The organism is Winogradskyella sp., assembly GCF_028282165.1.
Classification (GTDB): Bacteria; Bacteroidota; Bacteroidia; order Flavobacteriales; family Flavobacteriaceae; genus Winogradskyella.
Genome location: NZ_JANQIM010000005.1, coordinates 63,710 through 78,038 on the forward strand (window position 1 = coordinate 63,710; position 14,329 = coordinate 78,038).

Consider the following 14,329-nt stretch of genomic DNA (forward strand, 5'->3'; position numbering starts at 1 on the left):
TTATATTAGATTTCTTTATAGATTTATCAACATATTATCCAATATAAATGAATCTAAACAAGGCACTACAGCAACTAGAATTAGAATTAGATGGAGAGCTTTATGTTGATGACTTAATGCTAAAGCTTTATGCCACAGATGCTTCTGTCTACAGAATGATGCCTACAGCTGTTGCTATCCCAAAGCATGTCAATGATATAAAACGTTTAATTCGTTTTGCTAGTGAAAACCAAACCTCATTAATTCCTAGAACTGCCGGAACTTCTTTGGCGGGACAAGTCGTTGGCAATGGTATTGTTGTTGACGTTTCAAAATATTTGACACGAATCCTCGATATTAATGAAAGGTCCAAAACTGTCACTGTACAGCCAGGAGTAGTAAGGGATGAATTAAATAATTACCTAAAATCATTCGAGTTGTTTTTTGGGCCTAATACATCCACATCCAACCGTTGTATGATTGGTGGTATGGTAGGTAATAATTCATCTGGGACAACATCCATACAGTATGGAGTGACTAGAGATAAGGTCCTTAGTTTAAAAACACTTTTGAGCGATGGAAGCGAAGTAGAATTTACAAGTCTATCCCCTGATGCATTTAAAGAGAAGCTAGAATTAAATACGTTAGAGGGCGATTTATATAGAACGATTTATAATGAATTGAAGTCCGAATCTGTTCAAAAAGGTATTAATGATAATTTCCCTAAACCAGAAATTCACCGCAGAAATACAGGTTATGCCATTGATGAATTGATCGCTTCAGAAGTATTTTCGAGCTCAGAATCGAAATTCAACATGTGTAAGTTGCTTACAGGTAGCGAAGGTACTTTAGCATTTACAACCGAGATTACTTTGCAGTTAGATGACTTGCCGCCTCCTAAAAATGCTATGGTGGCGTTGCATTTTAAAAGTATTGCCAATTGCATGAAGGCAGTTAAGCCATTAATGAAACACAATTTGCATACCTGTGAAATGATGGATGATTCTATATTGAATCTCACTAAACATAATAAGGAACAACAAGAAAACAGGGTATTTGTTATTGGCGATCCTGTAGCTATTTTGATGTGCGAGTTAAAAGCTGAAACCGATGAAGCGCTTAAGAACAATATCAATGATTTTTTAGCTACCGTTGAGGACATCGGACTGAGTTATGCAGCTCCAGTTTTAAAAGGTAAAGATATTTCTAAAGCCTTAGAATTGCGTAAAGCAGGCTTGGGTTTGTTGGGAAATATGATTGGCGATAAGAAGGCGGTGGCTTGTATCGAAGACACAGCAGTCGCTTTACGAGATTTAGACAGTTATATTTCTGAATTTACCGAATTGATGAATTCTTACGACCAAAATGCTGTATACTATGCCCATGCTGGAGCAGGAGAATTGCACTTACGACCCATTTTGAATCTTAAAACATCTGAAGATGTTGGGCACTTTAGAGCCATAACGACTGATGTTGCAAAGCTTGTGAAGAAATATCAAGGTTCCATGTCTGGTGAACACGGTGATGGTATTGTTAGGGCAGAGTTTATACCTATGATAATCGGTGATGTTAATTATGAAATACTAAAACGCATTAAATCGGTTTTTGATCCAAGTGATATATTTAATCCTGGTAAAATTGTTGACGCTTTTCCTTTAGATAAACATCTGCGTTACGAAATAGACAGAAAAGAACCAGAGATTGAAACTATTTTTGATTTTTCTTCTTCCCAAGGCATATTAAGAGAAGCAGAAAAATGTAATGGTTCTGGTGACTGCAGAAAACTGCCAGAATTTGGTGGTACGATGTGTCCTAGTTATCGTGCGACACGCAATGAAAAGGATACAACTAGAGCACGAGCAAATGCCTTAAGGGAATATTTAACTAATTCTGAAAAAGCGAATAAGTTCAATCATGAAGAACTCAAAGACGTTTTTGACTTATGCTTAAGTTGTAAAGCTTGTGCCAGTGAATGTCCAAGCAGTGTAGATGTGGCTATGCTTAAGGCTGAATTTCAATATCAGTATCAGAAGGCGAATGGATTTAAATTTAAGGATAGATTTTTTGCCAACGCTACCAAATACAATAAAATAGGTTCTTATGCCCCAGGAATCTATAATACCTTGTTTCAAACCAAGTTTGTTTCGGGATTTTTGAGACTTGCTTTAGGGATACATCCAAAGCGAAGCTTTCCTATGTTTTCAGAATCCTTTTTTAGCATTCAGGCACATATTGAGAGTTTTGACAGGAGTTTACCACATGAAAATCCACTTAAGACCGTTTATCTTTTTGTTGATGAGTTTATAAATTACTTAGAGTCACCCATAGCTAAAGATACTAAATTGTTACTTGAATGTTTGGGGTATAATGTAATAGCAATTAGCCACTTAGAAAGTGGAAGAAGCTTTTTGTCTAAAGGCTTTCTAGACCAAGCAAAAACAATTGCTAACAAGAATGTATATTTCTTTGAAGATATTGTTGATGATGATTTTTATCTGTTAGGTATTGAACCATCAGCGATCTTAACTTTTAAGGACGAGTACCCAAAATTGGCAGATGATAAAGTATCTGCTGAACGCATCGCTGAGCGTACGTTTTTAGTAGAAGAATTTATTCAGAAAGAAATTGAGTTAGGGAACATTACTTCAGATGATTTTACTACAGAAACGAAGGCCATTAAATTCCATGGACATTGTCATCAAAAGGCATTGGCCAATCAAAAATCGAGTTTTGATATGCTCAACCTTCCTAAAAATTATAAGGTGACTATTATTCCGAGTGGCTGTTGTGGTATGGCGGGTAGTTTCGGTTACGAAAAAGAGCATTATGATATTAGCATGCAAATAGGAGAACAAACCTTGTTTCCTGCGGTAAGAAATGCATCAGAAGATACTATTATAGCAGCAAATGGTACAAGTTGCAGACATCAGATAAAGGATGGAACAGGAAGAATAGCCAAGCATCCAGTGACTATTCTGAAGGAAGCATTACTAGTTAGTTAGTCTTTAATTTTCTTTTTAGGTGGCTCAACGATTGTGATGGCAGCAATAAGATCTTTAACATCCATTTCCTTTAGCTCTTCATCCGCGAAGAATGGTGAAAGCTTATCATTGCTGTAGTTGTATATTTTCCAACGTTTAAATTGGTATTCTAATGCTGTAAAATTCTCGACCCAATCCCCAGAGTTTAGATAGGTAGTTTTTCCGTTCTTATTTTCTTTCAACAGCATTTTTGGTTGATGGATATGTCCACAAACCACATAGTCGTATTCATTTTCTATGGCCAGATCCGTAGCAACACTCTCAAAATCGTTAATGTACTTAATAGCACCTTTAACACTATTCTTTATTTTTTTGGAAAGGGAATAACGTTCTCTTCCCATCTTTTCTAGGCACCAATTCACAAAACGGTTTAGTAGTATAAGTATGTCATAACCCCAACCACCAAGTTTAGCTAACCATTTTGCGTTTTGTATCGAAATATCAAAAACATCACCGTGAAAAAACCAAGCTTTTTTTCCATCTAGATCCAAAACCAACTTATTGACTATTGAAATATTTCCGATCTCAGTATCAGTGAATTTCCTTAGCATTTCGTCATGGTTTCCTGTGATATAGATAACCTCTGTACCATTAGCAGCAAAGTCCATTATCTTTTTTATAACACTGAGATGGGATTTTGGGAAGTAACGCTTTTTAAATTGCCAAATATCAATAATATCACCGTTGAGAATAAGCTTTTTTGGTTCGATACTATTTAGATAGGTCAGCAATTGCTTTGCGTGGCATCCGAATGTGCCAAGGTGAACATCAGATATGACTGCTATTTCAACTTTTCGTTTTAGATTCAAGACAAGCTATTAATAATATGCAAATAACTCATTAATGTATTAATTGATTGTAACGCTAGAATTAATAATCCATGAGGAAAATGTTATTATAGTGTTATTAAAGGGTATTTAAGGCAAAGGCAGTTAACATTGTTATAACATACTAAAAAGAAGCAGAGTATTTTTGTTTCTGTGATATTAGATTTACATTAGCACAAAATAAGATTTAATGGCAGGAAATTCCTTCGGAAAGTTATTTAAGCTCACTACTTTTGGTGAATCACATGGTGTGGCTATTGGTGGAATTATTGATGGCTGTCCTTCAGGGTTACAATTAGATTTCGAAGCGATTCAGAATGAATTAGATCGTCGCAAGCCTGGCCAGTCTAAAATCGTAACTCAACGTAAAGAACCCGATACGGTAGAGTTTTTGTCAGGTATTTTTGAAGGTGTTACTACTGGTACTCCAATAGGGTTTGTGATTAAGAATACCAACCAGAAATCTAAAGATTATTCACATATAAAAGACGTATATAGACCTAGTCATGCCGATTACACATACGACAAAAAATATGGCGTACGGGATTATAGAGGTGGAGGAAGAAGTTCTGCTCGTGAAACAGCATGTCGCGTTGTGGCCGGTGCAATTGCCAAGCAATTATTAGATTCTGTAAAGATTAATGCTTTTACGTCTTCAGTAGGCGATATATTTATAGATAAGCCGTATCAGGAATTGGATTTTTCAAAGATTGAATCGAATGCCATACGCTGTCCAGATGCGTCTTCCGCTGAGCGTATGATTACCAAAATCAAGGAGGTTAAAAAACAAGGCGATACCATTGGTGGCACGATTACCTGTGTTATTCAGAATGTTCCTGTAGGACTTGGCGAACCTGTTTTTGATAAGCTACACGCCGAACTAGGTAAAGCTATGCTTTCTATAAATGCCGTTAAGGGTTTTGAATATGGCAGTGGATTTTGTGGTGCTAAAATGAGAGGAAGTGAGCACAATGATAAGTTTAATGAAGACGGAACCACACAAACCAATTTATCAGGTGGCGTTCAAGGTGGAATTAGTAATGGTATGGATATTTACTTTAGGGTGGCCTTTAAACCTGTGGCAACAACACTTCAGAAACAAGAAACGATTAATAGTTCTGGTGAGACTGTAGAAATGCAAGGGAAAGGTAGACACGATCCTTGCGTAGTACCAAGAGCTGTGCCTATTGTTGAAGCTATGGTAGCATTGGTATTGGCAGATTACGTTTTGTTAGACAGAATAAGCAGATTATAGATGGTGTCAATCCTATAAAAGCAGGAATCTCAAAATAGGTGAATCAAATTGTAAATAAAAAAGATTACCGCTTTCGCGGCAAATTAATATGAAAAAACTCGCATTACATTGGAAGATCATTATCGGAATGATCCTTGGGATTATTTTCGGATTCATAATGAATTCCGTTAACGGCCAACAATTTGTAACCGATTGGGTTTCGCCTTTCGGAACCATATTTATCAACCTATTGAAGTTGATAGCTGTTCCTTTAATACTGGCTTCTTTGATTAAGGGTATCTCAGATTTAAAGGATATTTCTAAAATTAGGGATATGGGTTTGCGTACTATTGCCATTTATATTAGTACAACCTTAGTAGCTATTGTTATTGGCCTATCTATTGTAAACTTCGTTAAACCAGGAACAGGTATGTCTGAAGAAACCTTAGCGAAGATAGAAATGAAGTATGAAAATGATGCTGGTGTTACCGATAAATTGGCTAAGGCTAGCGCCCAACAAGATGCTGGACCACTACAAGCTTTAGTAGATATATTTCCAAGCAACATATTTCAGGCTATGGGCGAAGCTAAAATGTTACAGGTAATTTTCTTTGCTTTGTTTGTGGGCATTTGTTTATTGCTCATTCCTGAGGAAAAAGCCAAACCCATGATCGATATTTTTGATTCCCTCAATGAAATCGTAATGAAAATGGTAGACTTAATTATGTTGTTTGCCCCTTACGCAGTTTTTGCATTGATGGCCAATGTTATTATAGCATTCGACGATACGGAAATACTTCTAAAACTACTACAATATGCGCTTTGTGTGGTTGGTGGTTTATTAATAATGATAGGATTCTACTTGATGCTTGTAAAAGTATTTACAAAGAAGTCACCAATGTGGTTTCTCAACAAGATAAGTCCTGCACAGTTATTAGCATTTTCAACAAGTAGTAGTGCAGCGACATTACCAGTAACAATGGAACGTGTCGAGGAACATATTGGTGTAGATAAGGAAGTTTCTGGATTTGTATTGCCTGTAGGAGCAACGGTAAATATGGATGGTACCAGTTTGTATCAGGGGATAGCTGCAGTATTTATTATGCAGGTAATTTGGCCAGAGGGACTAACATTTACAAATCAGTTGGTCATTATTCTTACAGCGCTTTTAGCTTCTATTGGTAGTGCTGCTGTGCCAAGTGCAGGTATGGTAATGTTGGTCATTGTTCTGGAGTCTATTGGATTTCCCGCCGAGTTATTACCCATAGGCTTGGCATTAATATTTGCCGTAGACCGTCCTTTAGATATGTGCCGAACAGTTGTTAATGTTACAGGAGATGCCACAGTATCTATGATGGTTGCAAAATCTTTGGGTAAGCTTCATGATGACCCAAAGCCCAAAGAATGGAATGATAACTATGAAGCTGTAAAATAATTTTTCATAATATTTAAATTCACTATTTTTAAACTAATCATTTAATCAACCAAAAATTATATTGAGATGAATGTTTGCTTTATAATGTACCCCTGGGAAAACATCGATCCAGAAAACGATACGAGTTTGGCCTTAATAAGGGAATGTGCTAAGCGTGGTCATGGCGTAGCAATGTGTACACCTGCTAATCTTACCATAAGGGATAGTGTTACCAATGCATTTTGTAATGTGATAGGACGATTGGATAAAGTTCCCTCTACCTTAAAATCGTTTTACAATAAAGTAAAGTTACGAGAAGAGATGTTGCCATTGGCAGGATTTGACGCTATCTTTTTTAGGGCAAATCCACCTTTAGATCCATTAATGCTCAACTTTTTGGATTCTGTAAAGGATGATGTATTTATTATCAATTCTCTACAAGGTATGCGTGAAGCTAATAACAAGCTCTATACTGCGGCTTTTGGTGATGCGCACAGCAACATTATACCAAATACGCATGTATCTAAAAATAAAAAGTACCTAATCCAGCAGATAAAGGAGTCTAAATCAGATAAAATGATTATAAAACCATTGAATGGTTTTGGGGGTTCTGGAGTAATCTTGATAGAGAAGTCAGCCATGAGCAATATCAATTCGTTATTGGATTTTTATATTACCAATTCTGACGGAACGTCCAATTATGTTATTCTTCAAGACTATATCGAAGGTGCCGATCAAGGTGATGTTAGAATATTAATGCTTAATGGCGAACCTGTAGGAGCTATGCGACGTGTACCAGGAAGTGACGACCATCGTTCTAATGTCTCTGCTGGTGGAAGTGTGCAAAAACATGCCTTAACCAAAGCAGAAAAGGCACTATGTAAGCAAATAGGACCAAAATTGGTAAAAGATGGCCTGTACTTTGTCGGTATTGATGTTATTGGTGGGAAATTAGTTGAGGTTAACGTGATGTCTCCCGGTGGAATTACCTATATCAATAAAGTCTACAAGGCAAAAACAAAGGTCGAAGAAAAAGTAATTGACTTTTTGGAAAGCAAGGTCATGGATCAATTACAAGCATTTGATCGACGTACACGTTTGCGTAAAGCAGTAGATGAAGCCTAACGTTAAATATATTCCTTCGCATAATAAATGAAAACAATTGATTGGACTAGAGATGAGCTTGTTGCCTATGTTTTGTTGTTTGCAGCCAACTCTGATTTTAAAGAAGATAATCGCGAGCGAGACGTGATTATTTCTAAAGTAGACATAGATACCTTTCAGGAAATTCACGATGAATTTGATAGGGATAATGATTATCAAAGTATTCAGAAAATCATGACCAGTTTGCGACAGCACAATTACGATAAAGACGACGTAGAGATTCTTTTAGCAGATATTAAAACCCTATTCTTTTCTGATGGTGAATTTAATATTAACGAACGTAATATGCTAAAATGCTTAGAACGTTTATTTAAATCACTTTAAATGAAACGATTCAAGGTATTTTTATTTGCCATGCTAATCTTGTTTCTGGCATGCAATCAAAAACAAAATGAATTGTGCTACGAGTATGATATGATTCAACTATTGAATACAGATTCTGAAAATCAAATAATTCAGATTAGGGATCATATTAATGACAAGCTTTACAATAAATCGGAAACTTTAGGTCAAAAATTCATTGAGTATGACAGCATAACGAACACTTATGTTAAACTCTTAGATAAAATCATAGAGGATTTAAAACCAGTAGATTCGGATTATAATTCTTCTGTCTTAAGTTCGGGAGAAAAAATTGAAGACTATTTTTTCGATAATGACCAATATTCACCTATCGCAATAAACTATATTGAAAAGACAAATGAATATAGGGACAAAATATTATCCCTGACAGGCAATTATTTTATAGAAAGTAGAATTAATTTGGCTCTAAATACATCTGATATAATTGGACCAAATAATATAAGCTTTAGTCATTTAGAGTATTATTTAAAGGATATGTCGTTAGCTTCAACAATGGCATATTTTAATAATCATAAACGCAAAGTATTAGAGCTAGAAAATTTATATTTATACCAATCATTAATAGATAATAAGAACTGAATAATGCAGCGACTTTCAATAGAATCGATTATTTCAAAAATTGAAAATGAAGACATTTTTCATGCAGTAGCAGAGGACTATTCATTCACACTTAAAATTGATGATTATGTACCTTACGCCTGTGGTGCCGTTCATGATGGGCATCAATTCAGAAAGGATTTATGGGATAATTGTATACATACAGCTTATGAACGTTGGTACGAGGAAGATCCGGAGACCAAAAATATGGTAACCTCACATCCAATCCTAATTGCTGGTTGTGATTCTCGTTTTGAGTATGATTTAAACCGCCCTCCTGAAGAAGCCGTATTCGATACCGCATGGGGAAAACAACTTTGGAGAACCCCATTATCCAATATAGAAAAGGAAAAAAGCCTCAGAAAGCATTCAAATTTTTACCAGGTTGTACAAGCTTTAATATCTAAGCTAGAAGCAAAGTTTAATATCTGTATTGTTTACGATATGCACAGTTACAATTGGCAACGTTGGGATAGGGAAGTGCCCACATGGAATTTGGGAACTTCTAATATAGACAATGATCGTTTTGGAGATGTAATTGAGTTATGGCGACAAATGCTGGCTAGTATAGAGTTGCCAAAAAATATAAAGCAGACAGCAAAAATTAACGACACTTTTTACGGTAATGGTTATTTCTTGAAATATATTACCAAGAATTTTAAAAATACATTAGTTTTGGCGACCGAGATCGCAAAGGTGTATTGTGATGAATATAAGCAAGTTATTTATCCAGAGGTCGTGGTCGCTGTAGAACGGCAATTGCAATCACTTTTGCCGAAGCATGCAAACGAATTTTACAGAAGGTTTAAAAGTTAATGGCGCAGATTAGAACAACAGAAGAGTTTCAAGATCTATTTGATATTGATGCTAATCTAAACAGATTAGTAAAAAATATTGAATTGCTCAATTATATCAATCCACTTAACATAGCTGCGGAAAAGAAAAAATTCTTTTCTGCGAAATACAATTATGAGCCAGAATTTAAGTATCCAAAGATGCGTTTTAATGCTTATAAGTTGCACCGTTTGTTTTTCTCACAGCGTTTAGAGCGTATAGAAGATGAAGATATAAGGCAATTATATGAGGATATCATTTACGAGTATTCTGGATTGATTGAATGTGTAGAGACTATAGGACATGGGCGCAAGTTCTACTTTAACAGCTTAAAGAGTTTTGGGTCTCCTACAGAGAAAGATATTGGGAATGCTATGTTCATTCTCCGTTTTGACGATTCGGAATTCGATGAGGAGATGCTCCCTATGTATAATGCAAATGAAGCAAAAGAATATTTTGCTGAGTTTTCAAAACGTTATGATTTTAAGTACAACATAAGGATATCCAATAATCTTTCGGCAGCAGCCATGGTTTTAAATAATACCCAAACCTTGGTGCTTAGAAAAGGTCATAAATACAGTTTAAATCAACTGAAGGTCTTAACCAACCATGAGATTGGCGTTCATATGGTGACTACATTTAATGGTTTGGTTCAACCGCTTAAGATATTTTCTAATGGGTTTCCTAACAATGTAGAAACTCAAGAAGGTTTAGCCGTATATTCTGAGTTTATGAGTGGTTGTCTTACCATAGAGCGTCTAAAAGAATTGGCCTTTAGGGTTATTGCGGTGAATAGTCTAAATAAGGGTTATAATTTCTCGGACACGTTTCACTTATTGCACAATCAACACAAATTGAATAGGGATAAAGCCTTTGCCATTACGCTTCGAGTACATAGAGGAGGCGGTTTTACCAAAGATCATTTATACCTCAAAGGGATAAGGAATATCTATAAATATGCCAAAGAGGGGAATGATCTGGGAATTTTATTAACAGGTAAGGTTAGCCAAGAGTATACACCAACCATGGAAAAGCTCATAGAATTTGGGTTAGCTATAAACCCTAAATTTATCACGGATTCTTACCTAGTAAATGACAATACCAATCCAAATTTAGATTTTATTTTGAGTAGTTTGAAGTAAAAAACACTATTATGGTGATCAGGTGTATTTTTTTCTTCCTATGCTTTCTCAATATAAGTTACGCACAAGATCTTTCAGGTTTGTGGGTGCATGATATTCATGGAACAGATCCAAGAGGCTTTGATCAAATCTATGCTATCTTGTATTTAAAGGTAGATGACTCAGGTAAAGCGATAGGTTATACGTACGATTATCACGCTGGCAGTACGTGCAGTTTTTATTTAGAGGGTGATTATAACTTGGAAAAAAATCTATTGAAAATAGTAAACACAAAAAAAATCAATAAGTCATTTTTACATGCACGAGGTATGTATAAATTGTCTTATGAAGCAAATGGTGATGATGAGTTCTTAGTTGGAAGATCAAGGCAAAAAGGAGTACATGGTTTTGTCTTGTCGTTTGGTGGATTATTTAACATAGCCCTTAATTACAGAAAAGTAAAACCTGAGAATTATGAAGATATTCAAGGTTATGATAAGTTAAAACCACATATCGAATCTTTAGAGATGAATACTAAGACAGATCCTAAGGAAGAAGATATATTTGAAGAAACCCCAATTGGCGAAGTACAGGAAACGGAAGAAGAAGTAACATTAGAAGAACCACAAACTGGGGAAGTAAAGAAAGCAGAAGAATTGGGGGCAGACGTTATTGAAGTCGATGATGAAAAAGAGGAAATCGAGGCTTTTACAAAAAGCAAGGAAAACAGAAAAAATGAGTTAATAACTTCTCATAACGTTGCATCCAGAAAAATCACCATAGAGATTTTTGATAATAGCAGGCAAGATGAAGACAGAATAAGTATTTATGTCAACGATAGTCTGATTGAGTACAATTTGGAAGTCACAAAAAACCCAAAAGTAATAGAGTTTATCCTTCCAGAAGACAAAAAAATACATAAGGTTTTATTTGTTGCTAATAATATGGGTAAAGTTCCACCTAATACGGCAAAAATAAAATATACTGTAGATGACGTCTCTTACGAGGAAGAATTATTCACAAATTTAAGACTAAGTAAATATCTAGAATTCGTCATCAATTAATGCTTAAAATCAAAACACCATTCCAAAGCTAGGTTTTGTTTTATAGAGTAAAAACCTCAAAGCAAAATGTTTTGGTCTATCATTGAAAATGATACTATAAAAGAGTTTGACTTGTTCCTTTACAGAATTCGACTCGTTCCTAACTAACGGAAGCTAGGGTCGAACTAACACATTTTGCCTTGAGGTTTGTTGAATTACCAAGCTTAAAAACCATTAACAAAAAATAAGCTTATACTCAAAAGTACTTTGAGGATACGGGCTACAAAACCAATACCAAGTGTATTGGTCTTTTAAGTTAGTGAACCATCCTTTTGGATGAGTTTAAAGATTAATACGTTTTCCTTTTGGAAATCTTATGGCATAGGAATGCTCAACTTTTTCCTTTTCGCCAGGCTTTAGAGTTATAGACCATTTTAATAATCCTTTGTCCTTATCATAATCAGAGGTTCCTGTATTAATATCATCTAGCTTAATCGCTCTATTTTGGGTAATTGGAATTCTATCTATAAGCGTAAGTCTAATGTTAGAAGTTTTGTTGTTTCTTACTTCAATCTCAAAAGCTTTATAGACTACTTTATTACTTCCTATAAATGTGGTCTTTTTAAAATCGTTTCGTTGGGTGCGTTTTGTAGTGATATTTGGATCAACGCCAAGAGAAATAGTTAAACTATCTGTGGTAGCTCCTGGGTTTATATTGGTCTTTCCTGAGTAGCTACCTTCAAAATACACATTTGCTTCTGCTGGTAATAAATTATATTGTTCCCAGTTGGCTATTTTTGCTGTTAAAAACACATTCTCGTTTAAAACTGGCGCGGCAAAGTATTCATATTTTGCAGGCACATTAAACTGGTCGATTTTTACGACAGTTACATCTCCATCAGAAGGAATGGAATACGATTTATCAATTTCAAAGCGTGTATTTGTGATTCCAGATTCTACAATAACACCTAATTCATTCATTCTTCGTTGCGAGCCATTTCCTGTATTGATAATAATCACACCATTTGCAGCTCTATTGCCATAGATTGCTGTAGCTTCACTATCCTTAAGAACTTCTATGGATTCTATACTATCTGGATTGATCTTTTTTGCTGCATTTTCCTTCACTGGAATGCCATCTACAATAAACAAAATATTATTCTTACTTTTAAGTGTACTTGCTCCTCTGATATTAATGCCTGCGGTGCTTCCGTAAAGTCCATCAATAATTTTCTCAGATGTAACTGACGTAGTTGTATATGGTCTCGAGCTTACTGAATTGGAATAGCCAACTACTACAACTTCATCTAAAGTGTTTCCTTCATTCAAAGCTACATTCATTACGCTAGAGTGAATGGGGAATTCTACTGTTTCCATACCAACATAAGAAAAGACTAACACATTGCCAGTAGAGGTTTTTAAAGTATAACGGCCATCAAAATCTGTTTGTGTACCATTTGTAGTACCTTTTTCTATGACTGATGCACCAGGCAATGGCAGGCCGTCCGATGATGAGGTTACAATACCCGAAACAGCTTTTACTAAAGGATTATATTTATAATTATAGCTTTTTGTAGCACGCTGCGATTGATAATTGCTATATGGACTAACAAAGTTCAAATACTTTGGGTTTACTATTGGTCTTTCATTATTAGTGTACGGATCGCTAGTTGATAAAGTTAGCTTCACATCTTTCCAATCACATCCAGAATTCTGATAGATATGCGCTTTATATTCAAGGTTTATTGGGGTATTGATTTTATCGGCTTTTAGATCGTATATAGGAAACCAACCTGCATTTTTAATATTATATGAGATGTTTAAGTTAAGCGTCTCTGGCTGATCTGTATTTAACTTTATTTTTATTTCACCAGTTTGCACTTTGTCATCGACGTTGTATTCGTTCAATTGGTTTATGATATCTGCTCTATCGGATCCATAATCTTCAATTGCAAGATTAGAACGATTAATATCTGATTGAAGTTGCGTAATACGTTCTCTATAGTAGGTAGCAAATGCTTTTAATTGTTCTAAACTAACCACCTGTGCTTCGTTTCCAAGATGTTTATTCTTCTGAATTAAGCTTATTTCTTCTTCGTAGCCTGAAATGAGATGTTTTTGATCCTGGATTTTTTTATCGATCTCCTTTACGCCTTTCTGTAATGCTGTGATTGAATCCTTCTGTTTTTGTTTGGATAAGTAATTTATACCATAATTTATCGATAAAATTGAAGCTCCCTTAAGTCCTGAAACTTGGATACTACTTTCCTCTATATATGACGAAAGGTTATTAAAAACAAGTTCAGAGGTGCCTGGCTTAAGATTTACAGTAGCTTCGCGCTTGACTTCTGCACCATCTAGATAAACAGTAACTTCTGATATTGTACTTGGTTGCTGTCCATGCAATATCGAAACAAATGATAAAATAAATAGGAATTGAGATAGCGTTTTCATAATAGGTTTGTGTTTTGTTTATCCCAAAGCTATTATTGGCTATCTAATTCTAAAAGACATATTGAGCCAGAAGATTATGGCAATTAGTAAAACTTACGTTCTAATTAGTTTGTACAAAATACAACTCACAGACAAATTTTACATTTTTAACATTTAAAACAATTATAATTGGGTTTATGTCGAGTTTTTTTATTTAAGATAAAGGCGATGCTTTATTTTTGTTTTAGTAAAACATGTGCTATTAACCAATTCGTTATT

11 protein-coding genes are annotated in these 14,329 nt (G+C 35.1%); 9 read left to right on the forward strand and 2 right to left on the reverse strand.

The genetic code is table 11. From position 1 onward, the window contains the following. Positions 1-47 precede the first annotated feature (47 nt). Complete coding sequence (locus Q0972_RS02185; protein WP_299362026.1) at positions 48-2,981, forward strand: FAD-binding and (Fe-S)-binding domain-containing protein; 2,934 nt, start codon at positions 48-50, stop codon at positions 2,979-2,981. Here Q0972_RS02185 and Q0972_RS02190 read toward each other — a convergent pair. Further along, a complete protein-coding gene (locus tag Q0972_RS02190) occupies positions 2,978-3,829 on the reverse strand; it encodes a UDP-2,3-diacylglucosamine diphosphatase (protein ID WP_299362029.1) in 852 nt (283 codons plus the stop codon). The genes Q0972_RS02185 and Q0972_RS02190 overlap by 4 nt on opposite strands. 208 nt (positions 3,830-4,037) lie before the next feature. On the opposite strand from Q0972_RS02190, the gene aroC reads away from it, so the two are divergent. The 8 genes from aroC to Q0972_RS02230 all read left to right on the forward strand — a co-directional run bounded on the left by aroC (position 4,038) and on the right by Q0972_RS02230 (position 11,638). Continuing rightward, positions 4,038-5,102 (forward strand): chorismate synthase, encoded by a 1,065-nt coding sequence (aroC, locus tag Q0972_RS02195; protein WP_299362031.1) that lies wholly within the window; start codon positions 4,038-4,040, stop codon positions 5,100-5,102. A gap of 88 nt (positions 5,103-5,190) precedes the next feature. After that, a complete protein-coding gene (locus Q0972_RS02200) occupies positions 5,191-6,516 on the forward strand; it encodes a dicarboxylate/amino acid:cation symporter (RefSeq protein WP_299362032.1) in 1,326 nt (441 codons plus the stop codon). A 66-nt stretch (positions 6,517-6,582) separates the two neighbouring features. Then, positions 6,583-7,620, forward strand: a complete 1,038-nt coding sequence (gene gshB / locus Q0972_RS02205; protein WP_299362034.1) for a glutathione synthase — start codon at positions 6,583-6,585, stop codon at positions 7,618-7,620. Between the two features lie 27 nt (positions 7,621-7,647). After that, a complete protein-coding gene (locus Q0972_RS02210; RefSeq protein WP_299362036.1) occupies positions 7,648-7,983 on the forward strand; it encodes a hypothetical protein in 336 nt (111 codons plus the stop codon). After that, the gene (locus Q0972_RS02215) at positions 7,984-8,601 is read left to right on the forward strand and encodes a hypothetical protein (RefSeq protein WP_299362038.1); all 618 of its coding nucleotides are present in this window, start codon (positions 7,984-7,986) and stop codon (positions 8,599-8,601) included. Between the two features lie 3 nt (positions 8,602-8,604). Beyond that, the gene (locus tag Q0972_RS02220; protein ID WP_299362040.1) at positions 8,605-9,435 is read left to right on the forward strand and encodes an N-formylglutamate amidohydrolase; all 831 of its coding nucleotides are present in this window, start codon (positions 8,605-8,607) and stop codon (positions 9,433-9,435) included. Then, the gene (locus Q0972_RS02225; RefSeq protein ID WP_299362042.1) at positions 9,435-10,595 is read left to right on the forward strand and encodes a flavohemoglobin expression-modulating QEGLA motif protein; all 1,161 of its coding nucleotides are present in this window, start codon (positions 9,435-9,437) and stop codon (positions 10,593-10,595) included. Before Q0972_RS02220 ends, Q0972_RS02225 begins: the two co-directional genes overlap by 1 nt. 86 nt (positions 10,596-10,681) lie before the next feature. Further along, on the forward strand, positions 10,682-11,638 hold the full coding sequence (locus Q0972_RS02230) for a hypothetical protein (RefSeq protein WP_299362044.1): 957 nt from the start codon (positions 10,682-10,684) through the stop codon (positions 11,636-11,638). A 321-nt stretch (positions 11,639-11,959) separates the two neighbouring features. On the opposite strand, the gene Q0972_RS02235 is transcribed toward Q0972_RS02230, so the two are convergent. Then, a complete protein-coding gene (locus tag Q0972_RS02235; RefSeq protein ID WP_299362046.1) occupies positions 11,960-14,071 on the reverse strand; it encodes a DUF4139 domain-containing protein in 2,112 nt (703 codons plus the stop codon). Positions 14,072-14,329: the final 258 nt, after the last annotated feature.